Origin of the sequence: Microcoleus sp. BM001215392, assembly GCF_036700185.1 — a bacterium.
In the GTDB taxonomy this organism is placed as follows: domain Bacteria; phylum Cyanobacteriota; class Cyanobacteriia; order Cyanobacteriales; family Microcoleaceae; genus Microcoleus.
Map to the genome: position 1 here is coordinate 1 of NZ_JAUBOJ010000055.1, position 22,653 is coordinate 22,653.

Here is a 22,653-nt window from a genome sequence, read left to right on the forward strand (position 1 = left end):
TTGCACTGTAAATAGCCGTCTTTGCATCTGAACAGACATAACTATTCTCCTTATTTGGCAGTTGTATAAACTTTATCATTGTTGCCAGTAAGATTCAACCTAATGACCGATCGCCCTAACTCAATCACAATCAACTAATTACTCGATCGCACAGTCAGAACTTGCGGCGGCGTAGCATCCGGCGGATACAAGAAATCCACCTGCACCAAACGGCGTTCCCCCGGCTTCATATTCACATTCACCAACGGTTCCCCCTGCTGTCCCCGGCGCTGCACAATGTGAATGTAGCGCGTCAAAGTCTTCCCCCCATCATCATTAAACATCACCCGCACCGTACCTCGGAAAAATATCCGATTTTCCGGCGGATCGTAAAACATTAATCCAGCCGATTCTGTATTTGCCTTGATCGGTGTTTGCATTCTAATGCTGACAGATTGCGACTCACGAGACTTATTATAAAGCGGAAAAGTTAAATTGTATTGAATCCCGTAATTACCGTGAGCAAAATAAGCAGTATCGGGATAGCGAGCTAACATTTTAGCGCTTTGAATTTGACCAGTCCCAAAAGTACCCGTATCAGTAGTGCTCAAAGCATAGGAAAATGATTCGCCGCGCTTGGGAATACTTAAATAGTCGGTTCTAGAATTGTCAGTAATTTTAGCTTTCCACTCGGAACCTTCAGCGACTCCGGCCACGCGCCCGTAAATTTTTTGCAGTGGATTTTCGCCTCTGGGAGTTGGAGCCAAATCTCTCGGCCCAGCTAAACCTTTGGTGTTTAAAATATTTTCCCACTGTTCTAAAGTCGGATATTGCTCGACTCCTTCTTTAGTTTTGGGAGCAAACATCGCTAAACTAGCTACATAAAGCGAGTTGCTGCTCGATACTCGCATTAAAGTCGATCGCCCGTTAGAAGCAGGCGTCACAGTCCCCACAGGTATCGGCAAATTCATCAGCATTCGGCTTTGAAGAGCCGGAATCTCCATGGAAGCCGGCAAAATGGCTTGTCTGTGCCCCCGCAGCACATCGCTGGTGATGCGGCTGCCAGGCCCCGCAAACACAGTGCCGAATCGATTTTCTAAATAAGAAGGCAAATCGACAAACAAAGCATCCGGGCGAGTTAAATAAGTCGCTCCTTGCAGGATATTTAAAGTAACAGGTTCCGAGTTGGGATTGTAGACAATTATGCCTTGAAATAAGGTGCGAGTTTGGGCACGATTTTTAGCTTTGGCGATGTGGTGGGCGAAGATGTCAAATCGGCCTTTGAAGGCAAAGTTTAAGTGTGCAGAAGGTACTTGTTTGGCTTCCTCGGGAAATGTGGAGAGCAAAATGCCTTCGGTTTGTACAACTTCCGGGCTGTTGCTGTTGAAAACGGGGATGCTGTCGAGTTTTCCCGGCAAAACGCGCACTTGCTGGGGCACCGTCACAGTTTTCAGCGGGGCGGTTGAGCGAGGTGGTGGTAAATCCAGTTCGTTTTCCGGTAGCGGGACTTCTGGCTGGATGATGAGTTCTTGGGCCGGAGGTGTCGGGATTGCTTGAGCTAAGGGTAGAATTGGTAACAAAAACATAGCTGTGAGCGCGTTTAACTGAACTTGCAAATTGCTTTGACGCAAAGCAATCGACACAAAACTTTACCACAACGCCGGTTGACATTTCCTTGAGTTTGGGAATTTTAGGTCATTTTTTACGGATATAGTCAAATTTAGGACAAATTTTCAATGACGATAATTTTAACCAACGACGACGGCATTGATGCTCCGGGGATTCAGGCACTTTTGCTGGCTGTAGAAGGCAAGACAATTATGGTAGCCCCTCAAGGGCAATTGTCGGGCTGCGGGCATCAGGTGACGGCTCACAGTCCGATTCATGTCGATTGGCGATCGTCGATCGAATATGCTGTAGGGGGAACACCCGCAGACTGCGTGCGCATCGCTCTCAATCACGTTTGTCAGAAGCCGGATTTTGTGCTTTCGGGGATTAATGCCGGCGGCAATTTGGGCGTTGATGTCTACATTTCAGGTACGGTGGCTGCGGTGCGGGAAGCAGTCATGCACGGTATTCCGGGCATCGCAATTTCCCATAGAATTAAAAAGCCGCTGGAAATTGACTGGGATGTCGCGACTCGGTGGGCATCGCGAGTGTTGGCCGATTTGCTGAATCGCGAACCAAAGCCTGGGTGTTTCTGGAATGTAAATTTTCCGCATTTAGCGCCGGGAAGTGCGGAACCGGAAATTGTATTTTGTAAGCCTTCGACTCAGCCGCTGCCTGTGGTTTACCGCCAAGAGGGAGAATACTTTTATTATGTCGGAGAGTATGGCTCGCGCGATCGGGCGCCCGGGACTGATGTTGAGGTGTGTTTTGGCGGTAATATTGCTGTGACTGAGATCTCGCTGTGATCGGATTATGGAAGTATATTTTTTGGGCAAAAAGCGGAAGTAGGCGTAAAACTCGATGCACTAAATGTTTCGGATGGAACGCAATTGCTATTTTGCCCAAAAGTCCTTACTTGTGGCCAACCATAATTCTACAATCATCATGGCGAACTGCCTTAAGTCGCAATTAACCTCAACTGTTATTAGGCATTGAAACAGAAACCTAATTTGCTAAGGATTGCGCTATTTACTTGCGGTTGTCTGTACCATAATTTTTGTTGTCATTCTTTGGCTTAGCCACACCATCAGGTTGTTTTTTAGGCTTTTTGACTTCTTTATTGCTTTTTCTTTCTTTTGACATAATGATTCCTCAATTTTAACTCAGGATAACATAGATTGAAACATCTGTCTAACTGAAATTAGAGCGTATTCGGTAAATCATTAATAAAATATGTTTGTATCACCCTTCATAAAATATGTTTGATAGTTCGGACTTCAGTCCTCACAAAATGCTGCGGACTGAAGTCCACACGCTCGATCCTATTTTACTGATTTTTTTTTAGCAGCGACGCTCTGTTAGGCATATCCATAAATCCATAAATCCCCGATCATTATAATATCGGAAATTAATTTGAACCGAACAGTTTTGATGTGTCCGCCTGAAACCATAGATTTGCCTAAAAGCCTATCGTGTGCCTTTGTCAGCGTCATTTTTACACTAATCCCCCTGAAACGGCGAGCCTAAGCTTTGCGACCAAAAACTTCCCGCAGTGTTGCAAAAAGAACTAAGTATCTTGAAAAATATCAAGTTAATTTTCAGCTTTGTTCAAAGTGCGATCGCATCTGCTGCCTTAGATATAAACTTTTGATCGAGAGCGCGTATTTTTAGATAAATTTTCGTAATTAGGAATCAGACCCCTATGGAAGTAACCGAGCTACTCAACAATTACAAAAATGGCCGTAGAGACTTTGCTGGCGCCGCTCTCGGCGGAGCTATCTTGGACGGAGTTAACCTTTCGAGGGCTAACCTCTCGGGAGCTAACCTGAGTCGATCGCATCTTACCAAAGCAGAACTCAACGGCGCAAACCTTTGCAGGGCAAATCTGAGTTTTGCCAAAATGGGTCAAGTCAGATTAGCCGATGCAGAACTCACGAAAGCCAATCTCAGCGGAGCTTACCTTGTCAAAGCAAAACTTCCCAGGGCTCAGTTGAGTGGCGCCAAACTCATCGCTAGCAATATGCGGGGCGCCATCCTCTGGAACGCCAATTTGTGTGTGGCTGACTTGCAATTCGCCAACCTGCGGGGCGCAAACCTCACGGGAGTTTTTAGCATCAATGTTGAACTCACCCGATTAATTTAGCGACTCGCAAAGCAGAGGTAATCGCTCCTTCGTGCAAGCCATCTCCTAAATAAGCTCCCGCATGATAGGTATTGTTCTCGCCGTTAGTTTCGATAACTTCGTCTCGGTATCGAAAAGACTCGACAGTATACAGCGGCGTGTGATGTTGCTGAATGTGAATAATCTGGTTTTTGTCGATCGCCTCCTCCAGTCGAAATGCTAAGCTGTACTCTCGCGGCGATGTGATGCCACAAAGCTGATTCAAGCTCGCATTGTAGCCCCATCCCTTGTCCGTCTCGAAAAAATCAAATTCCGATAACTTGCGAATACCGTAGCGATCGTACATCGAAGTATCCGAATGCAGCACAGTCGTGGCATAATTCGGTTTCCACGCCGCAAACCGCTTTGTTTCCGCCTCTGTCGGGTCAGCCAACAGCCTCATCACTTGGTCTGGCGGCATCGCAAACACCACCTTATCAAACTCCTGAGTCTCCCCATCACAAAGCAAAATTTTTACAGCATCAGCACTTCTGAAAATTTTGGCAATCTCCACATTCAGCCGTATATCACCCTTAAACCGCTCCAGAATCTTGTCAATGTAAGAATAGACCCCCCCTTTAATCCTCACCCAATTGACCGAAGCATATTCGCGCAAAACCGGCATCGCCAATTCTGCCGGAAAATCTTCAAGCAACTCAAACGGTATCGAGTAGCTGTACATCGTCAGCAACTTCAGCCAATCATTGCGGATGCACGAGCTTTTTAAACTCCCAGAAAGCGGCATATCGTAGAAATCGTGCTGTTTAGCAAACCGCATTTTTAGAATAAATCCAGCCGAACGAGCGTAGAGACTGTCGAGTCGCAAATACTCAATCAGGCGTTGCATTCCCGTGAAATTCTTTTGAATAGCAACCGCAGACAAAAAGTGACCGCCATCTTTAAAAAATAGTGCTGAACCAATCTGTACAGGTTCTAATTCAACACCTAGCTCCTGCATTAAAGCTATGAAATTGTAAAACACAGTGGGAAATTCCAGCACCCCATTTTCTAATATTTCATTGCACTCAGATTGATTTGGCAAAACATTTTTATTGAGCGTCCGAATGTGTCCGCCTAAAATCGGTTGACTTTCCAACACAGTGACGTGATGTTTTTGTTTGTTCAGCCAGTAGGCTGTCGCCATACCGCTAGCTCCGCCCCCAATAATTGCAATTTTCATGGTTGTTAAATCCTAAATTGATAGTTGGATTGTTATTAATTGAATGCTTGTATTCCGCGCAGGACATGGTATCGATTCGAGGTGTCAATTTAACCAGAAAAAACTTTGTATCTCTCGTTTGTAGCTGAGTCTCGATCCCCCTCGCATCCCCCTTAATAAGGGGACAAGACGAAAAATTTTTGTATTTCTCGTCGCTCGCCGAGACCAGATCCCCCTAAATCCCCCTTAAGAAGGGGGACTTTAATAACTTCTTGTCCCCCCCTTCTTAAGGGGGGCTAGGGGGGATCGGGATCTCAGCATCAAACAGTAGCTCCATGCTATATTTGATGCTAAGCTGACACAAATCGACACAGCCATTTCCTCATAGATATCAGCAAATTTTCGATCGCCCAAACCTCAACCCAAGCCACGAAATATCGCAGTTATTTAATGGTGATTCCTCACCCTAAAATCGCATCACCGGACAAACGTTGGTAAAGCAGCGCCCCCGTCCAAAATGTCGGCGCAAAGCCTGGATAGCCCGAGGATGCGTTGCAAAAATAGAAATTGTTGAGAGATGTTTCGTGATTTAGCCGATCGACTCCCATGTTTTTCGGCGTCAGAGTAGAACCGTAGGAATTGCCATTTGGACACCAACAGAAGCGCTCGTTAGTCGTAGGACTTCCGGTAATATGAAACACCATATGTTTGCGGAAATTGGGAACATAGTGTTTTTCAACTACGTCTAAAATTGAGTCCAAAATTTCTTGTTTTTTTTGCCTGTAAGCTTTGCGATCGGTCTCCCAAAGTTGTTTAAAATAACTGTAGTTAGCCACAGTCAGAAATTCTACAATTTGACAATCTTCGGGACAATCCCGCCGCGCTTCCGTGAGTAAAGTCGGCGTGGTAATCGCAAAACTCGGACGAGAAAAATCATTTTTGTCATACATTTGAGCAAAAGCTTCATTCAGATCCAAATGTTCGGAATGAAACGTATTATATTTGCCAAATCCGTAGTCTCGCAGGTCAATGTCTTTGACAACGCAGTACACCATGTAATTGGATGCAGAATACTCATAGTCGAGTTTCCGCCGCACTGTTTTCGAGAACAGTTCCTCACCAATCATCTTCGCCGCTCTTTTGGGGTCGAGGTTGCAAATCACCGTGTCTCCCGCGAATTCATGGGTTTGATGGGTAGTCAAATCCATCGCTTCAACTCCGGTAACAGTTCTATCTGTCAGCCTGAAATTCGTGACTTCATGGTTTAGTAAAACTTTCCCGCCGTTAGATTCAATGACTTTAACTAAAGAATTGATGACATCTTCAAAATGCTGCGTCGGGTAAAATGCACCTTCTTGATAGCCTCGAAACAAAGCAATCCAAGCATAGAAAGAAAGCTGGTTCGGAGGTAGCAAAAAGTCCGGCCATTGCAGGGCTAATAAAGTTTGGGCGGCTTGCGGGAGTTGGAATTTATCGAAAACGTCTTGAAGTGTGCTGTTTAGGTGTTGGACGGCGCAAAATACGTCACCGAAATTTTTAATTAATTCAATTGGTTTGACAGGAGGAGCGAGTTTTCTGAGTCCCGCGCCGGTTTTTTCAACTTCGTTGACGAATTTGCGAATGTTCTCCCTTGCTTCGGGAAACAGCGCCGACAATCTGCGGATCAGTTCCTCTGGTTCCGAGGGAATATCTAGCGCATATCCAGGCATTCTCATATGGTCGAAGCCATTCGGATCGTAGCGCTCAAAGGTGACATCGCGATCGAGATTGAGTTTTTTGAGGACTCGATTGACTGTATGTCCTTCGCCGCAGTCCCAAACGTAGTGGAATTGGGCATTAAACGTGTATTTTTTGGCCATTGTAAAGGTGTGGCCAAAGCCTCCGGGATGTTCGTGAGCTTCCAGGATGTGCACGGTTTTGCCGGAGTTTGCCATCAAGGCTCCGAACACCAGTGCTGATAAACCACTACCGACGATGAGGTAATCTGTTTTCATGGGATATTTCCTCGATCGATTGAATCGGGCGATCGCTATCTATCTAAAGTAACCCTAAATTCTGAGGAAAGTATGAAGTCAACCAACAGTCTTGCTGGGCGCGCTGGTTAAAGCATTGTATTAAAGCCTGATTGCGGTTGCTATTAAGATTAATTAAGCTTTTGTGACTCGAACTTATAGTTAGTGGGACGGGATCGAAAGCTCGCCCCATAATATAAAAACTCCCGATGTTTACCTGTTTGCGTAAGTCTTAAGGTAGAGAATCGTCTACGTAATTAGGAGTAGGTTACTTAGATGTGCGATCGCCTATTGGTGTGTGCGGCACGATCACATCAAAAAAAGCATCCTCCAAATCGTAACCAAACATCTGTGACATCGCCATCAACTTCGATTTACTCGGAATTTTCTGCTGGTTCAACCAATCAGTCAACACAAAAATTTTGCTCATCAAAAACATTTCCAAAGCTTCAGGATTGTACTGAATGCCTTCGGTGCGGTGGAATTGGTGCGGCACCAACATCGCGGCATACCGGGCCAATTCTCCCCCTTTCCAATCCAGCAAAAATGGCAGCCACGGATAACAAGCATCTAAGCGAATAAACCACAGTCGCACTTCCGGAAGTTCCGATATTTCTCGCGGATCTAGTTCTTCGCGCGGATACTCAATTTCAAATTGTACCTGTTGTTCGTTTTGGGCGATCGCTCCTTCGGCAAGCCACTGTTCAACAACAGTCCGCACCGGAGACAAATCTAAGCTGTTTATGCGATCGGCATCAATCGCTATCATAATACTCATAAAAAATCAACCTTATAACATTAAGTCATTATCTATAATACCATCAATCATCAATTAGCAATTACCAATTATCTCTCATCCGACTGATTTATCTCAATCCGTTCACTCCCGTACATTTTCTTCTTGCCTCTTCGTTCTTCCTTCGCTCTACCATTCTCCCTTGCTTTTCGGGCAAGCTGTCAACTGTAAACTCTTCCTTATTCCTTGTTCCTTCTTCCTTCTTCCTCCGGTCAACTGTCAACTGTCAACTGCCAACTGTCAACTGTTCCCTCAGCCATTTTTTCCAAATTTGGTATCCTGTAAAGAATTACCAATGCCCTGAATAATTCCCCGCCCGATCAAACCAATTCCCCGCCCTATAACTTGAGTCAAAACGTAAACAACAGCAGCACCCAACAGCGAAATAACAGCGCGAACCCTAGGTGCGATCGCATCCCTGGCTTCCAGCACCAAAGTTAAAGCCAACTGCCACCCAGAAAGCTGTGCTAACTCCATATTTCTAGGAGCATAAATAGATATTCTCTTAATTCTCGAATCTCGCACAACTAACAGCAAAAACCTACTTTCAAAAATAGCTTTCGGTTCCACAAAATAGCTATCCCAGCGATATTTCCACGATAAATTATTCCTAAAACGTTCAATTTCTCGTGTTGAAATTAACTTGCTATCGTAAAAAGTTTGTTTTATTTCCTCAATATCCGCAAAATTATTGAGCAGAGGCTGTACCACTCCGCTAGCAACTTGAATCACCAAATTTTCTAACAAACTTTCAGCTCGCTGCATCGCTGGCGGGCTGCCAGCAATACATGAAATATTGTCAACTGTTAGCGGAATTTCAAATAGAAAATGTGCAAACAAATCAACAGTCATCGGGATTTTGTCAAGGATTTCTGCCGCAACTGCTTTTTCATCTGCCAGCAGTACAGGCACCACTTCTACGCCGCTGCCTCCCCATAAATTAGCAGCGATTTCGCCTTGAGTTTCTGGCAGTAGTTTTAAGCTTGTTTGACTGCTGTCAAAAACCTGATTTTTTCCCGTTTGCAGCGTATAGTATCTGCCCAAAAAATCTATGATTGTCGCCTCCCACAAATCCCGCAAAATAGCAGGCATTTTTTCCGATAGTTGAGTTGGCTGCACTTGCCCCAAGCGCAATTCCTCCAGCAACTCGCGTAACTTCCGCAGGATGGAAATCATCAATTCGCGCTGTTTTGTCGATCGCAAAATATCGATTTCCAAAGGCACGCCCGTCAAATTCACCAAATCCAACTGCAATTTAGCAGCCACCGAGTCAAACAAACTTCCTTGCCAATCACTTGCAACCGCCAAAGACTCCGCCAAGAATTGAGAATTTGCCACTTGCAACTGAGAATTAGTCAACCAATTCTCCCGTCTTGTTTCTCCCGTCTTGCTTCTTCCGTCTTCTTCTTCCCTCTGTTTACCCTGAGCGACTTGCCCCGAACCCAGCCGAGAGGAGCCGAAGGGCCCTCTTCCTTCTTCCTTCTGGGCACTTCTTTCAAACAATAATTGACTAACAATCCAGCGAGCTGCCAGCAATTCTCGGCGGCGCCCGCTGACTACAATTCCATCTAAAATAGTGACTAAATCTGTCGCATCTGCCGCTTTAATTTGTTGCAAATCAGTTTGGATAACCGCCAAAGCTGCATCTATTTCCTGCAATCCAGACCGACAAAAATAAGCCAGGATTTTTTTGTATACTGGCCGCTCGATTATCGGATCGCCTGCATTTTCTTCTGCATTTGCTGCGGAGTTTTCTACTGTTTGAACCACCGCTGAATTTAGTTCTATTTCTGAGTTAGCTGCCGCATCCGCCGGCCAATAACTGCTGCCCGATGCCACGGCGCGAATAGCTTCGATCGTCTGGGAAATATCTCTACCTTTAGGACAATAGCCATTAGCGCCCGCAGCCTGTAACTGTTCCACAAGCTCCGGTGTCAGCGGCGAGGCGAGCAGCAATAGCGGCAGGTTGGGGTAAAAACTTTTAAGTTCGCGACATACTGCCAGCGCCTCGATTTGAGCCGTAGCTTGCGGGGCCCGACGCCATCCCGCATTTAAGGTCTCAACAGCCAAAATTGCCAAATCAGCGGGCTTCTGGGCCGATCCAGAGTCGAGCGAGCGAGCTTCCAGAACCTGGAACGCCTCGGTTGCGGTGGCAACATCTGCGACAAATTCCAAGTCTGGATACTGCTCGCAGGCGACTCGCAGCCCCAGCCGGAAAATGGGGTCGCGAGCGATTGACAACAGTTGCAAATTAGTCACTCGATTTTAAATTTGAGATTAAAGAGGTCGATCGTGCCAAAACCCAATTACTCGGGAATCAAATTAGCATCAGGAGGCCCAGCCGGTTGAGGAATCGAGGGAGGTGCTGGCTCGGGAGCCGGAGCCGGAGCCGGAGCCGGAGCCTCTTGTCTGGCGGGCGGATAGTAAGGTTCTGGTTCCCGAGCCGGCGGATAGTAAGGTTCTGGTTCCCGAGCCGGCGGATAGTAAGGTTCCGGAGCTGGGGCTTCTTGTCTGGCCGGCGGATAGTAGCGTTCTGGAGCCGGAGCCTCTTGTCTGGCCGGCGGATAGTAAGGCTCTGGAGCCGGAGCCGGTTCGGGAGCTGGCGCGTAGTCCTGTCGCGGAGCTGGCGCGTACTCTTCCTGTCGCGGAGCTGGTGCGTACTCTTCCTGTCGCGGAGCTGGCGCGTACTCGCGAGCCGGTTCGGCTGCCGGTGGTGGCGCAGTGTTGGCTCTGAGTTCGGCACTCCAACGCCCGATCGCCCCTGCCGCCTCTGAATGAAGCGCTCTACCGTAACCGATTTGGGAAGCCATATCGATCGCCGCTCCTAGACTACCGCCAGAAGCTAATTCTGCTGCTCGATCGAGAATCGGTCTGTCTTGAGCCACTTGCAACTCGCTCACCCACTGATAGACATTATCCTGAGCTTTGGCGTACAAACTCCTGCCGCTCTTAATGGACGAAGCTTTTTCAATAGCTGCGCTCAGTTTTCCTTGCTTCGCCAGAGCCATAGCTTCATCCAAAAAAGGCTGATCTTGAATAACTTCTATGCGTTTAGTCCACTGAGCCAAGAGAGTTTGCGCCTCTACCCTGCGGGGGCGGTTTTGAGAGATCAGCAGTAGCTGAGCGATACCCCCCTTGAGTCCTTCCACCGTTGCTTGTTCTGACAACTGCTTCGCTAGGGTGACAAAAGATTTGTCTTCGATCCGCTGAATTTCCCGGCGCCAAGTAGCCACCAAAGTTTGAGCGTGAACCCGCCGCGGCTGTTTCGGGCCGATCCTTTGCGCTTGCTCGATCGCCACCTGAAACGATCCTGTCTGACCGAAATTAGCGATCGTGCTCGCCACTTGCAGCCGCACCAAATCTTGAAACTGCACCTGCAAATTTTCAATTTGAACTTGAGCCTGCTTGTACAGGGGGCGGCCCGGAGCAATTTTGCTAGCAGCACCCTGCCCTTCGAGCAAGATAAAAATATGTTGCGCCAGCGGTGTAGATATCGACTGGTTCCAAGTCACCGCCTGAGCTCTACCCAACTGCATCAAATCTTGAGCTTCCGCAAACAGCGGCGAATCCTGAGGCACCACCGAAGCAGCCTCGATCGCCCCCGGGAGGTCTTTTGCCCCCAACCGTTTAGTCGCCATTGCCAGCAGAGTCCGGCTCCAGCCCTCTATTTCCTTCTCAGCTTTAGCGCGGGCAAAAAGTTGCGGATCTATTTTGCGGGCCAGGACGATCGCCTCAGCGAACTTTTGCGGAGTTCCCTCCTGTGCCAAATCTCTCGCCTCTTGCAAGCGTTGCCAGCCGTTTCTTTCCAAAGAAATTTGCCCTATCAGCTCGTTGTAACGCTTCTGACTCCAGAAAATATTTTCCAGCTTGAACAGAGCTTGAGCGTAATCCCACGCTTTTCTCAAATCCTCACTTTTCAAAGCTGCTAGGGCTGTATCGTATAATTTTTGACCTTCCTGCCAATTTTTTTCCCAAGCATTCACAGCGTCCTGTACCTCTGGGTAAGACGGACTGGTTTTGGGAATTTTCGCCACAATATCGAGAGCGCCTTTCAAATCGCCCTGCTCAATTTTTGCCCTAGCAAACCCCAGCATGACTTTCGACCATTCCCCGATCAAATGTTGGCCTTGCGAGTATAGCGGGTGTTCTTTCGGCCAAGCCTGAACCAGTGCTATTGCCGATTCTAGCTGTTCTAGCTTGCCCGACTTAGCAGCTTGCTGAGCGCAGTAAAGTCGCTCTCCGTCCGCCGCCAGCGGTGACAATTGCTGACAGTTGGGCGGGGGCGGCATCGTCAGCAACCACAGAAATGCAGCCGCACCGGTTACTCCAAATCCCACGAGGAGACTGAGCCAGATGAGCTGCCACTGCCAAAAAGTTCTTTTGCCCTCCCGAGGCGGCGCCTGGTGGCTAGAGGAACTCGCATCGCCTGTCGCCTCTGCACTCAACGGTGCTGTCGGTTTGGTGGATGGGTTGTATTGGGGTGGTGTGTGGAATTGGTCAGATTGTCGTCTCGCCATTACTTCAGCCTGTCCTGTAATGCGCTGTAGCGTAACACTCCGACATCAAATCATAGATTGTGATGTCGGCTTCTGACTCCTGTTAAGGAGATCGAGAACTTCCTTAAAGGTACTGGCAATCTTTCCCTCTACGGCATTTTATAGTGAGGCTCGTGTCTAGCCCCACTGATTGCTTTTGAGCTTTTTTGGCTCTAGAAGCACGTAAATCATACCAGTTATCCAACAATTATTCACAACTCCGGGGGAGTTTAGCAGAAAAAATAGGCTCGATCCCCGTCAGTTGAGGGATTTTCGATTTTGCTATTGAAGATTTTGGATTTGACTTTGCAGAGCAATTTTTTTTTTAATTAATGTCTCACCATCAATTCTGCCGCCGCCATTGGCTCGATCCTCGTCCTGCTGCGGTTTCAACCGCCGCAACTACTGCAAATTTCCTCGACTTCTGACCGACTGAGCAATCAATAAGCTATTTCTGTCCGGTTATATCTCAACTTTATACCTGTAGCGCCTCGCTCTGATTTTTGAGGTTTAGTCGTAAATTTTATTTCCGATCGCCCTTTTGGGCCCAGCGACTTTCACTTTTTTTGACTCTACCCAATTCTGGCGTCTGACGGCAATCTACTCCGAGCCGCTCATACTTAACTCATTTTATACCGCGCTCGCCATAGTAAAAACAATCCGTTTCGCGTCTATCAGCGGCTTCATCATTAGTTACGAAGCTTTTGGCGTATCGCTAACACTCGATCCTTCCGCGGCTGGCACCGACGAGCGGTATCCGTAGAAATCTATCCGGTAGTCTACAATTTTGACACCAGTTTGCTGTTGAATTTGTTCGATCAAGTCGATCGGCAATTCCACGTGAACGTCGAGGATTTGAGCCGTATCGAGACAATTAACGTGAGAGTGAGAGTCGCTGACATTTCCGTACAAGCGTCCCTCCGAGCGTTCTACGCACTCAATAATCCCTTCTCGCGACAAAGCTTCCAGATTTTGATAAACAGAAGTATGACCGATCGAATGCGCTTGTTGGTTCAGGCGATCGTAAATTTCGCGAGCCGAGAGGTGTTCTTTTGCATCCCACAAAAGTTCTAGAATAAATCGACGCTGGCGGCTCAAGCGCATTCCCATCGCCTGACAGCGGTTTAAAGCATCTTCTAATGAACGAATTGGTTTCACAGCTACCGCCTTCTAAAGCCTGCTCGATTTTTTATTCTGGTACAATACATTGCACGCCTATCCTATATTAATTAATTCTAACGCAGGGTTGCCTAACAGTAGAAGGTAGAGGGCAAAAATCTCTTCGAGAGTGCATTTTTTCTAGTTACTGCTCAACTCAGGCTGCCAGCACCCACCCAAAAATTATTCTCCTCAAAGATATTGCAGAGACTCTATCTTCTACTAATGCCACAAATGCTAGGAAGAGGATTTGAGGGCGTGAATCAGTAACTTGGCGATTTCCGAGAGTTGCTTTTTGTTGAAGGTTTTGAGCAAAAGCTTGACTACCGCCTTCGGTTCAGCCGGAAGTGCTACTGGCTTCGACGCTGCTGGTGCTGCGGTCGCGCTTGCCTCTGCTGGTTTGGGAGCCGCTGCCAAAAGTAGCAAATTTTTACTCGGAGCGATCGTCTTGACTTTCCCCCCTTGCACCAAATCCCCAGCCTCCTTAAGTTCTTTGATCGCCAGCGGAGCTAAGACTTTATAAGAGTTTTTAGGATTAACTATCGCCGAGCGAACTGTTTTGACTAAATTTTGCCAAGGCTCAATTTTAGCTCCCAACTTATAGAGGCGAACGCACACAGCCGCCAACTCCTGACGACTAGCAGCCGATTCTTTCTGCTTGAACACCTGCAACATTTCTTTAAGTAAAACCATCACTCCCACAGCAAAATTCGCCGGTGCCGAACCCGCTGTTTGAGCAGCCCCGGGCGCACGAGAGCCAGGAGTAGCAACCGCGGCAACTTTGCCCGCCGCCAAGTTGTTGAGGTGAGTTTCCAGTTGAGCAAAAACTGGCATCACCTGCTGCACGAGTTTTTCTCCTTCTTCATTCCTCAAGCCGAAAGGCCCTTCCAATCGCGCCAGCAAGTCCTTCAGCGTATCAACCCCCCTCAAAAATAGGGATTCTGCCGTTTGATCGACCTGCTTTACGGGCCCGTCCTTGAGTACCTTAAAACAATCTTCCAAGCGGTGAGCGGTTGTTTTAATACTATCCAAGCTGAGCATGGCCGCCCCTCCTTTGACTGAGTGGGCGGCTCGAAACATCTCCTGAACGCTTTCGGGGTCTTTCATGGTGGACTTCAAATCCACTAAACCATTTTCTAGAGTATCGAGATGCTCCTTAGCCTCTTCGATAAACAAACGCATAATTCGGTCTTGCTGATTTGACACGACAGTCCTCCTAACAATCTCAGCACCGTTTAAGCTCAACTCCACAAATTTACATTTGTGGCGATCGCGCTCTTGATGAAGGGAGAACCTTCAATGGTGCAACGGCTGCACTCACTATCCCCTCTGCGGTCAATGCTTTGGGGAATAATTTTCGGATGATATTCAAGCTGCCATTAATATCAGCATTCAGCAACTTCCCACTCCCTGTCTGATACAGACGGCGCTTCACTTTACGACCACTGAATTTTGGCACGGCATCGCCAAATTGGGGCAATGAATCGAAGTTTCAAGTGGATGCCTGGGATGAATAGCTTTCCTCAGTCACAACGATCGCATTGCGTTCTAGTTGACATTTGTAGCTAATCATCTCAATCAAACCGTCAGGAATTTAGACAGAATTGTGGTTATTCGGCTGACCTGTGCTGATTGACTGCTTCCACCGCTCGTTTTTACCGATGACCAACGCGCCCACCTCCTGCTGATTCACATAGTTCACCACTAATCTACTCGTTTGATGCAGGTAGCGATCGACGTACTGATGGCTCGATTGCTTGGGCCGATCGCTCCGATGAGATGTTTGACGCTTGCCGGATGGGGTTTGTAGCTGCGCTTTACGCTTGTTATAGAACTGGCTTACTGACTTGGGAGGTGTTCCGGCGATCGATCGCGGGACGAATCCACGTCGGTTTGACGATCTTTTCAACCTTGTTAAAAAGTCCCCGATCGGTGCCAGCAATGAATAAGCCCCCAGCGGGGGGCTTCTGAGGTCGATCGCCAACAGTTTCTACAACAAGTGCAATTACAACTAGGTATTCATCGCAGTTGTTCGATCGATCTCCTGCCTGTAGCAATGCGAATTTTACTCATAGATTGGTGTACGGTGCCGCTGACAAGTTCAGTCTTATAGACCGATTCCGTGCCTGGATCGGGCAAAAGATAGCCACCATCAGTTTTGTCTTTGCAACCAAGTGTTTTAGACTCACACAAAAACTTTTCGGGACTCTTGCGATCTTCGGTGATTGCTGCAAAGGAGCTCGTCCAACATTTGACAACGCGCTTAACAAATTGCTTCCTAACTTTTGTTGGCAAAGCTTTATCAGCTTTAGACTCTTTGCTCTTGTGGTAGAGGTCATTGAGTCTCCACGCCTTTGCCCCTACAAAAAATCGCTGTCTACAGTAGTAATTAACTAGATTGTAGAGATTCTTTGCCTTGAAACTGAGGTGGTCAATCTCAGCCCAATATTGGTGGTTTTTTTCAATAACAGGGCGTTCAACTAGCCTGATGTTCTGCATCCTTCTTCCGCTGACGAAGAGCTGCTGAACGTTTGTCGTCGATCGCCTACACCATTTAGATACGTACAGTTTAAGCGAATTTTGTTCATAAAATCAACTATTCTAGCCCGCCAAAAGCGTGCTTTTGGCGGGAGAAAACGCGACTCCAGGCGGGAGTGTCGCAACATCCCATGCAAAATATTCTAGCCCTGCCTCAGCTAGGCGACTCCTAATACTGCCCAGACTCGGCAGTATTAGCTTGAAAACAGGTGTGGTGGAAGCTGAGGCTAGAGTTCTGAAGGAGTGTCAGGAGCGATTTCGATACCCATTCCTTGTTGCATCATCTGCTGATCCGTAATCAAATCATTCAATTCCTTGACTTCGACACCGATTTTTTGGCAAGCCTGTTTCAGTTCCCGCTCGAAGGTGTTGAGGTCGCTTCCGTAGCCGCAAAGCTCCGCGGCGGTGACGATTCCTTGTTGGGCGTTGGCTTTGGCGCAGTCGATCAATTCAAGGCCTTGGAGGGGTTGGGAGGATGCCATAATGTCAAACCACAAATTATCTTTTGTCCCACTGTACCTAGAACGTTGAGGTCGATCGATCTGTCAAAAGGCATGAAAAATCCTGCCTGTATTGAGTGTTACAAATTTATGATTGTACGGAATTTCCTGGCAAGATAGCAGTAGTTCCCATTTTTCTAACCCTTAGTGTGCCTCAATTAGGCTAGATAGCTGTGAGAAATGTTTCCTCCCAAAAATCTCAAATGCACTGGGTCTGGAGCGTACGACACCGGGTATTTGTATCTGTTCTGCTCGCTATGGCAGTTGCGCTTTTCCTACCACGCGACTATCTCCCCCTGGCTCGCGCACTGTGCATTTGGAACGCGGGCGCCGTCAATTTCCTGATTTTGACTTGGATACTGATGCTCAAAGGCACTCCCCAACTGATGCGCCACAACGCTCAGCAGTTAGACGCCGGCCGCTTGGCAATTTTAAGCACGATTACCGGAGCCGCTTTTGCTAGCTTTTTAGCCATCTTCTTCCTGCTAGGGGATACCAAAGGTCTGCCCCCAAACTTGCTATTACTCCACTTGGGGCTTTCTGTGCTAACAATTGTTGGCTCTTGGATGCAAGTACACACTATTTTCACCATGCACTACGCCCACAGCTACTACGGAAACAGCAGCAAGCAGCAGGGCACCTACTCGCAAGCTAATGGTTTGGATTTTCCGGGCGACGAGGAACCAGACTACAAAGATTTTTTATATTTCTCCTTTGGAATTGGGATGACTTGTCAAGTCGCAGACGTGCAGACGACTTCTCGTTCCATGAGATTTCTCGTGCTTTTTCACAGTGTAATGTCGTTCTTTTTTAACACTGCTATTTTGGCTATGAGCGTCAATATTATTGCTGGATTGAATGGATAGGATTCTGGCTCACTGAAAAAGCCGTGAAGTACCTGTACTTTGCGTGCACAGTCTCCACTGTACAAATTACAATTCCTGCGTGATTTGAAATTGTACCGTGGGGTGGAATTTACCATGCAAGAGACTGAGTGGGAGTTTGCGGAAATTTGGGCTGATACTCTGATATCTCCTCCTTACATCCTGATGTTAGTCAAGGAAAAATCGGATTTTGGCTCTCCTGGATATTCGGTGATCAGTGAATCCTATATGACTCCTGGTATGAGTTTCAACACTTGCACTGGGGGAATTTTGTAGCTCAAGATACAGTTTTTACCACAAACCCAGGAGAGCCTTTAGGTTGGTATTATGGTCAGCCACCTCAGCAGAGTATTCGCCAGAAAAAGACTACTCAAACTAATTTTTTGAATTATTCCCTGAGTTATTGCGGAGATAAAACGTCTGGTGGCACTAATACTTGGTATCCTGTTTATATTGATTATACCAAAGAAAACTTAAAAATAATTCGCCAATCTTTATGTTGTAATGCTTTTTATGATTCCTCGCTTAACCTGCTTCAAGTCGCTTCATTTTATAACCGTTCAAAGGCAGATCGACTGGTTGCAGAAATGAAATCTCGTAATCTGAAAAGTATCTCGATTGGGGAGGGTCAGATTGTAACTACGTCTCCCTCCCATAGCCGAAATAATTGCAGATAGCAATTGTCAGGTAGATAAGCCGATCGCCCTTTTCACCTAAATCAATCTCAACTTACTCGCTGCGACAAAAGAAACCGGGTTTTTACTTAATCTGTCGTCTTCAACGCAGTATTCTCGCAAAAACCCGGTTTCTCAGATCCTAATTAATGATTGTGCCCGTGCCCACCATGATTGTGCCCGCGATCTCCCTGAGAATGCCCACGATCCCCGTGAGAATGCCCACGATCCCCGTGAGAATGCTCGCGATGCGCCACCAAACTCGGATTAACAGCGATCGCACTTTCACTCAACAACGCTTCAATCTGCGGATTTGCCCACTCTGCTGCATTTTTTTCGTCGTATTGCTGCCATTTACCTCTAGGAAAACTCCCAACAGCAAAATCAAAAAATCCATGTTCCATAGAGAATATGCCACCGCGTTCATACATTATGATTAGAGGTTCGTAGGGTTCAGGTAAAGTAAATTCACTAACTTTTGGTAAATTTTTCACCCGATCCCAATGGAGGAACCACTCGCAGGTTTTCTCAATCATACCCGCCACATAAAACGGTGTCTCTGTGAAATGAGTCTTAAGCACTTTAACCTTAGTTTCATCGGCACATTCTAAAGGGCAGATATGAGCAGCCACATCAAAAAACGGCCATTCATCTGTACAATCTAAAGCCTTTGCCCACAGTGCGGCACGTCTCAAGTATTCTCGCAAAAGAGCAATGTGAGAGTTGACGCGACTATCGTCAGGCTCCCATTTAATTGCTAAAATTCGCTCTAGTGCAGTTACCATTCTCATTTTATTCTTTAACAACTTTCCTTCGATAAGTATCTATTTTGAAGATATCTGATCGGATTCCATTTGTTCAAATAAATCTTCGTCATCAGTAAACTAAACCTTAGTTACAATTTTTGTAATATGCAATGCTTGAATGTATTTTTGGAAATGGTCAATATTGACATTTGCAATGCCATTTTTAAAGTCCTCAACAGTATAAACATAGTTATCAGAAAAAGTATCAAATTTATTATCGGAACGAGGTTTTAATATGTCTTTATCGTGTGATATGTTTAAGCCCATCTTTTTTTTACAAGTTTTATCATCAATCGAAATTAATAATTGAGAAAATCATTGACTTAAGTCTAATTTTATCAACATTTCAGACAACCATTTTTCTGCTTCATCATAAGTGAATCCATGATAATATCTCGCAAATTTATTCATATATTCATGATATATCCTAGAAGGATTAGAGTCTATATCCACAGACCAATGAGGTTGATTTAAATCAGGTATTCTTCCTCCAACATTCCAACAATAGATAACGGTTGGTAATACCTGGCTTTTAACAAGGTTGGGAACTTTTTTATTCATACTTTTTTCTAAAATTGCGAGCGCTCTCTCAATTATAAAGTAAATCGCCCTTTCTGCAAAAAACACCAAAGAAGGCCGATCGACCTTTCACCTAAATTAATCTCGACTTATACCAAATCCTAGTTAAATTTCTTAGTCCGCGTAGGCGGACTTCGTTCGTGTAGACGCGGTTTCAACCGCCGAGTGGCTCGATTTACCCACTCCCACAAAAAAACCGGGTTTTTGCTTAATCTGTCGTCTTCAACGCAGTATTCTCGCAAAAACCCGGTTTCTAAGATCCTGAGATCCTAATTAATGACTGTGGCCGTGCCCGCCGTGAGAATGCCCATGATCTCCGTGAGAATGACCGTGATCGCCATGATTATGCCCGTGCTCGCTATGAGAATGCACGTGATCCCGAACAACTAAATTTGGATTCACCGCGATCGCACTTTCACTCAACAACGCTTCAATTTGAGGATTTGCCCACTCCGCCGCCATTTTCAGAAACTCAGGATGGTCGTTAACGCAAGGCAATTTGCGGTAAGTAACTCCTTGACGCTGCTTCTGCAAACCCTCAATAATGTGGTCTACATCTAACAAAGTTTCGTGGTTTTCTGTCGCAAATCCGATCGGCATAAACACGATCGCAGTTGCACCCAAATCGATCAAATTCTTCGCAGCCAGCGTCGCATCCGGCTGCGTCCATTCAATCAGCGGTGTGTCATGATTCAGCCAGCCCACCGAAATCAAAGGATAGCGATACATCAAACGTTCCCGCACGCGATCGTACAAAGCTTGACTTTCCACAATCCCGGAAGTAAAGCCCTTCGCTTTGTGCGGACAACCGTGATTCATCAGCACAATCCCAATCTGAGAAGGCAAATGCGCTACTGCTAAATCGTTCTTAATTTCTTCTTCAACCAAATCCGCCATTAGTTGAATGTAAGCAGGTTCATCGTAAAAAGAAGGAATGTAACGCTGTCCTGTTACCCAATGTTCTTTGCCATCAAAGGTTTGTGCTAAAGCATTGTTTACCTGTTCCACAGCAATCCCGCTCGTGAAAACAGAATCAACAACCAACAGCGGATAAATCAGAATTTTATCAAAGCCTTCAGCTTTAATTTGCGGGATTACTTGTTCCGGCAAAAACGGCGCGCAAAAGTTAAAAGCTTTGAACACTTTTACTTTGTCTCCCCATTTTTCCTGCAAATTCTTTTCAATCCCGGCCCGTTGCTGTTCAAAAATTGCATTGTGCGGCGACACGAATTGACCGTGTTGGTGGCTCCACTCGTGCAAGTCAAAAATTGCCAAAATCTTCGCCAGCGGCGGATAAATCCAATTCGGTACTGGCGCAAACTTTGCCGTCAGTAAATTTAAAGCTTGTTCGTTGTAGTTGGCAAAATCGTCGTAGCTTTCGACTTCGCCGTAACCCATCAGCAAGACAGCAACCCGATCATTACTTGCGGGTGCAGCAGATGTTTTGAACTCGATTTTTTCTGGAGAAGCAACCACTTTGTATTCCTCAATTTTATTTATTCTAAGAGATCCAGACAGGATGAAGGGTGAATCGGAGATTTTTGCTTTTTTGCGATCGCGCTACAGTTGCGTGCGCCGCTGATTTCCGGCTTCTGCACCGATACTGCCCGGTCAAATCTCTTATTTATCCAAGAACACCGGATCGATCGGTATCAGTCCTAAATCAGCTTTTTAACTCCCACCCGAAACCCACAGGGCGGCTAGAACTAGGATCGGACTTTGCTAAGCGTGACAGGGAATCCGGCCGGGGGGGTTAAGTTTTATGTTTTCTTAAGACTCTCTCACCTTGACTCAGATGCCAGTCGTTTCGAGCCTTTCCCGCGCTATAGTTGGGGGGATACTCTGCTAACTTGACTCTATTATAAGTTTAACACCCTATCCCCCGGGATGGTATATGATATAATAGATATATGATAAAGTTATGTTGCGAACTATATTAACTTTCTTGACGCACTATGAGACTGGTAATTTGCCCCGGAGTTCACGAACCAAACCTAACCGACTGTTTCCTCGCGGGACTTTCGGGGATTTGGGGAGTGGCTGCCGATCGCCCTTCCCAGCAAATACTCAACAGCGTCAAGGTTTTTCCCGCTCATAAACATCCGCCTTTTTCAGCCCTTGACATATTGCACTTTTTGTGCAATCAAGACTTAGCCGGAGAAAGTTTAGTATTTGTCAGCTTTTCGGCAGGAGTAGCGGGGGCGATCGGGGCAGCTTGGATGTGGCAGCAAATCGGCGGCCAAGTTGGGGCATTTTTTGCCCTAGACGGCTGGGGAGTACCCCTGGGGGGCACTTTTCCCATCCACCGCATCAGCCACGATCGCTTTACACACTGGAGTTCGGCAATTATCGGCAGCGGTGGAGACAGCTTTTACGCAGATCCAGCGATCGCACATTTAGATTTATGGCGCGAGCCCCAGACGGCAAAAGGCTGGCAAATCAGCCAAACCTCGGCCGGGATTGAGACAGCCGCACCCACAACCGCAGCAGAATTTTTAGTCCACCTATTGAAACATTACGGAGTCCAGTCAGTTGTTTAATTTAGATTTAGCGTCATCTGCGATCGCACCTATTGCTACCCTCGCCCGCTTAGAAAATTCTGTTTCTTCAGTCAAAGCAAACAGCATCAAACAGTGGCTAATATTTAGCGCCTCAGCATTTTTAGTCTCAATTCCGGTTTTCGTGCAAGCACCATTAGTTCGCTTGTATCCTACCATCAGCTTGCTCTCAACAATTCCCTGGTTCGTACTCAGTTTAATCCTAATTTTCCGTCCCAAAACCCAAGTTTGGGGAGACTTATTATTAGGCTTTGCCGGATGTTGGCTGGCAGGTTCCATCTATTGGGGCTGGTTTAGATGGGAACCAATTCTGCACTTACCTATAGAAGCAATTGGCTTGCCCTTTGCAATTTGGTGCTTGAACAAATCCTGGGGAAAAGTGGGCGCCTACTTTTACTTGGGTTCGCTATTTGGCACTGCTATTACTGACTTATATTTTTATTTAACTGGGTTGATGCCCTACTGGCGCAAAGTCATGCACGCAGAACCGGAATTCGCGATGCCGATTTTCCAAAGTGCGATCGGGCAAATTGACACTCCTTGGGGCATCGGTTGCGCGATCGTTTTAATCGCTGTGCTGCTAACAGTCGGTTTGCTAAGTTTGCGCCCTAGCCTGCACTGGCGCGCCTTCAGCGGAGCAGTTTTTAGCACGCTTTTGGTGGATGGTTTGTTTTGGTTGGCTGCTTCTGCTGCTTGAGATTTTTGG

General features: G+C 46.6%; 21 protein-coding genes and 1 pseudogene. 6 read left to right on the top strand and 16 right to left on the bottom strand.

Translation table 11 applies throughout. The features are described from left to right. Positions 1-134: 134 nt before the first annotated feature. Positions 135-1,565, bottom strand: a complete 1,431-nt coding sequence (locus QT974_RS09055) for a DUF3370 domain-containing protein (RefSeq protein ID WP_442933166.1) — start codon at positions 1,563-1,565, stop codon at positions 135-137. Between the two features lie 150 nt (positions 1,566-1,715). On the opposite strand from QT974_RS09055, the gene surE reads away from it, so the two are divergent. Both surE and QT974_RS09065 read left to right on the top strand, forming a co-directional pair. Then, positions 1,716-2,393, top strand: a complete 678-nt coding sequence (gene surE / locus QT974_RS09060) for a 5'/3'-nucleotidase SurE (RefSeq protein ID WP_333468177.1) — start codon at positions 1,716-1,718, stop codon at positions 2,391-2,393. An 896-nt stretch (positions 2,394-3,289) separates the two neighbouring features. Next, positions 3,290-3,691, top strand: a pseudogene (locus QT974_RS09065) (pentapeptide repeat-containing protein); the annotation flags it as partial. Positions 3,692-3,713: 22 nt separating this feature from the next. Here QT974_RS09065 and QT974_RS09070 read toward each other — a convergent pair. From QT974_RS09070 to QT974_RS09120, 11 genes are all read right to left on the bottom strand, one after another. Next, positions 3,714-4,928, bottom strand: a complete 1,215-nt coding sequence (locus tag QT974_RS09070) for an FAD-dependent oxidoreductase (RefSeq protein ID WP_333468178.1) — start codon at positions 4,926-4,928, stop codon at positions 3,714-3,716. 440 nt (positions 4,929-5,368) lie between these two features. Beyond that, a complete protein-coding gene (locus tag QT974_RS09075) occupies positions 5,369-6,901 on the bottom strand; it encodes a phytoene desaturase family protein (protein ID WP_333468179.1) in 1,533 nt (510 codons plus the stop codon). A 286-nt stretch (positions 6,902-7,187) separates the two neighbouring features. Continuing rightward, positions 7,188-7,697 carry a CRR6 family NdhI maturation factor gene (locus tag QT974_RS09080; RefSeq protein WP_333468180.1) on the bottom strand — a complete coding sequence of 170 codons (510 nt, stop codon included), beginning with the start codon at positions 7,695-7,697 and terminating at the stop codon, positions 7,188-7,190. 270 nt (positions 7,698-7,967) lie between these two features. Continuing rightward, positions 7,968-9,974, bottom strand: coding sequence for a DUF3685 domain-containing protein (locus tag QT974_RS09085; protein ID WP_333468181.1), 2,007 nt, complete (start codon positions 9,972-9,974; stop codon positions 7,968-7,970). A 47-nt stretch (positions 9,975-10,021) separates the two neighbouring features. Beyond that, positions 10,022-12,232 carry a hypothetical protein gene (locus QT974_RS09090; protein ID WP_333468182.1) on the bottom strand — a complete coding sequence of 737 codons (2,211 nt, stop codon included), beginning with the start codon at positions 12,230-12,232 and terminating at the stop codon, positions 10,022-10,024. A gap of 711 nt (positions 12,233-12,943) precedes the next feature. Next, positions 12,944-13,408 carry a Fur family transcriptional regulator gene (locus QT974_RS09095; protein WP_333468183.1) on the bottom strand — a complete coding sequence of 155 codons (465 nt, stop codon included), beginning with the start codon at positions 13,406-13,408 and terminating at the stop codon, positions 12,944-12,946. 237 nt (positions 13,409-13,645) lie between these two features. Continuing rightward, positions 13,646-14,659: an Hpt domain-containing protein gene (locus QT974_RS09100; RefSeq protein WP_333468184.1), complete on the bottom strand. Its 1,014-nt coding sequence runs from the start codon at positions 14,657-14,659 to the stop codon at positions 13,646-13,648. A 4-nt stretch (positions 14,660-14,663) separates the two neighbouring features. Then, positions 14,664-14,843 carry a hypothetical protein gene (locus QT974_RS09105; RefSeq protein WP_333468185.1) on the bottom strand — a complete coding sequence of 60 codons (180 nt, stop codon included), beginning with the start codon at positions 14,841-14,843 and terminating at the stop codon, positions 14,664-14,666. A 159-nt stretch (positions 14,844-15,002) separates the two neighbouring features. Next, positions 15,003-15,317 (bottom strand): hypothetical protein, encoded by a 315-nt coding sequence (locus QT974_RS09110; protein ID WP_333468186.1) that lies wholly within the window; start codon positions 15,315-15,317, stop codon positions 15,003-15,005. 110 nt (positions 15,318-15,427) lie between these two features. After that, on the bottom strand, positions 15,428-15,907 hold the full coding sequence (locus QT974_RS09115; protein WP_333468187.1) for a hypothetical protein: 480 nt from the start codon (positions 15,905-15,907) through the stop codon (positions 15,428-15,430). A gap of 266 nt (positions 15,908-16,173) precedes the next feature. Beyond that, complete coding sequence (locus tag QT974_RS09120) at positions 16,174-16,428, bottom strand: hypothetical protein (protein WP_333468188.1); 255 nt, start codon at positions 16,426-16,428, stop codon at positions 16,174-16,176. Positions 16,429-16,703: 275 nt separating this feature from the next. Between QT974_RS09120 and QT974_RS09125 the strand changes: the two genes are divergently transcribed. Both QT974_RS09125 and QT974_RS09130 read left to right on the top strand, forming a co-directional pair. Beyond that, entirely contained in the window at positions 16,704-17,312 is a 609-nt protein-coding gene (locus tag QT974_RS09125) for a DUF1345 domain-containing protein (protein WP_333468189.1), read from the top strand. 114 nt (positions 17,313-17,426) lie between these two features. Further along, positions 17,427-17,606, top strand: a complete 180-nt coding sequence (locus QT974_RS09130) for a hypothetical protein (protein ID WP_333468190.1) — start codon at positions 17,427-17,429, stop codon at positions 17,604-17,606. A 544-nt stretch (positions 17,607-18,150) separates the two neighbouring features. Here the strand turns inward: QT974_RS09130 and QT974_RS09135 are convergent. From QT974_RS09135 to QT974_RS09150, 4 genes are all read right to left on the bottom strand, one after another. Then, complete coding sequence (locus tag QT974_RS09135; RefSeq protein ID WP_333468191.1) at positions 18,151-18,789, bottom strand: hypothetical protein; 639 nt, start codon at positions 18,787-18,789, stop codon at positions 18,151-18,153. Between the two features lie 99 nt (positions 18,790-18,888). Next, positions 18,889-19,077: a hypothetical protein gene (locus QT974_RS09140; RefSeq protein WP_333468192.1), complete on the bottom strand. Its 189-nt coding sequence runs from the start codon at positions 19,075-19,077 to the stop codon at positions 18,889-18,891. Positions 19,078-19,125: 48 nt separating this feature from the next. Then, on the bottom strand, positions 19,126-19,371 hold the full coding sequence (locus QT974_RS09145; RefSeq protein ID WP_333468193.1) for a hypothetical protein: 246 nt from the start codon (positions 19,369-19,371) through the stop codon (positions 19,126-19,128). A gap of 291 nt (positions 19,372-19,662) precedes the next feature. Then, positions 19,663-20,865, bottom strand: a complete 1,203-nt coding sequence (locus QT974_RS09150) for a ferrochelatase (protein WP_333468194.1) — start codon at positions 20,863-20,865, stop codon at positions 19,663-19,665. A gap of 479 nt (positions 20,866-21,344) precedes the next feature. On the opposite strand from QT974_RS09150, the gene QT974_RS09155 reads away from it, so the two are divergent. Beyond that, positions 21,345-21,929, top strand: coding sequence for a hypothetical protein (locus tag QT974_RS09155; RefSeq protein ID WP_333468195.1), 585 nt, complete (start codon positions 21,345-21,347; stop codon positions 21,927-21,929). Continuing rightward, a complete protein-coding gene (locus QT974_RS09160; RefSeq protein WP_333468196.1) occupies positions 21,922-22,644 on the top strand; it encodes a DUF3120 domain-containing protein in 723 nt (240 codons plus the stop codon). The genes QT974_RS09155 and QT974_RS09160 overlap by 8 nt, the downstream gene beginning before the upstream one ends. Positions 22,645-22,653 lie beyond the last annotated feature (9 nt).

Excerpts from the sequence above, each read along its gene's own strand:
- QT974_RS09055 (WP_442933166.1), bottom strand. The coding sequence starts at position 1,565 with ATGTTTTTGTTACCAATTCTACCCTTAGCTCAAGCAATCCCGACACCT.
- surE (WP_333468177.1), top strand. The coding sequence starts at position 1,716 with ATGACGATAATTTTAACCAACGACGACGGCATTGATGCTCCGGGGATT.
- QT974_RS09070 (WP_333468178.1), bottom strand. The coding sequence starts at position 4,928 with ATGAAAATTGCAATTATTGGGGGCGGAGCTAGCGGTATGGCGACAGCC.
- QT974_RS09075 (WP_333468179.1), bottom strand. The coding sequence starts at position 6,901 with ATGAAAACAGATTACCTCATCGTCGGTAGTGGTTTATCAGCACTGGTG.
- QT974_RS09080 (WP_333468180.1), bottom strand. The coding sequence starts at position 7,697 with ATGAGTATTATGATAGCGATTGATGCCGATCGCATAAACAGCTTAGAT.
- QT974_RS09090 (WP_333468182.1), bottom strand. The coding sequence starts at position 12,232 with ATGGCGAGACGACAATCTGACCAATTCCACACACCACCCCAATACAAC.
- QT974_RS09115 (WP_333468187.1), bottom strand. The coding sequence starts at position 15,907 with ATGCAGAACATCAGGCTAGTTGAACGCCCTGTTATTGAAAAAAACCAC.
- QT974_RS09120 (WP_333468188.1), bottom strand. The coding sequence starts at position 16,428 with ATGGCATCCTCCCAACCCCTCCAAGGCCTTGAATTGATCGACTGCGCC.
- QT974_RS09125 (WP_333468189.1), top strand. The coding sequence starts at position 16,704 with ATGGCAGTTGCGCTTTTCCTACCACGCGACTATCTCCCCCTGGCTCGC.
- QT974_RS09130 (WP_333468190.1), top strand. The coding sequence starts at position 17,427 with ATGCAAGAGACTGAGTGGGAGTTTGCGGAAATTTGGGCTGATACTCTG.
- QT974_RS09135 (WP_333468191.1), bottom strand. The coding sequence starts at position 18,789 with ATGGTAACTGCACTAGAGCGAATTTTAGCAATTAAATGGGAGCCTGAC.
- QT974_RS09140 (WP_333468192.1), bottom strand. The coding sequence starts at position 19,077 with ATGGGCTTAAACATATCACACGATAAAGACATATTAAAACCTCGTTCC.
- QT974_RS09145 (WP_333468193.1), bottom strand. The coding sequence starts at position 19,371 with ATGAATAAAAAAGTTCCCAACCTTGTTAAAAGCCAGGTATTACCAACC.
- QT974_RS09155 (WP_333468195.1), top strand. The coding sequence starts at position 21,345 with ATGAGACTGGTAATTTGCCCCGGAGTTCACGAACCAAACCTAACCGAC.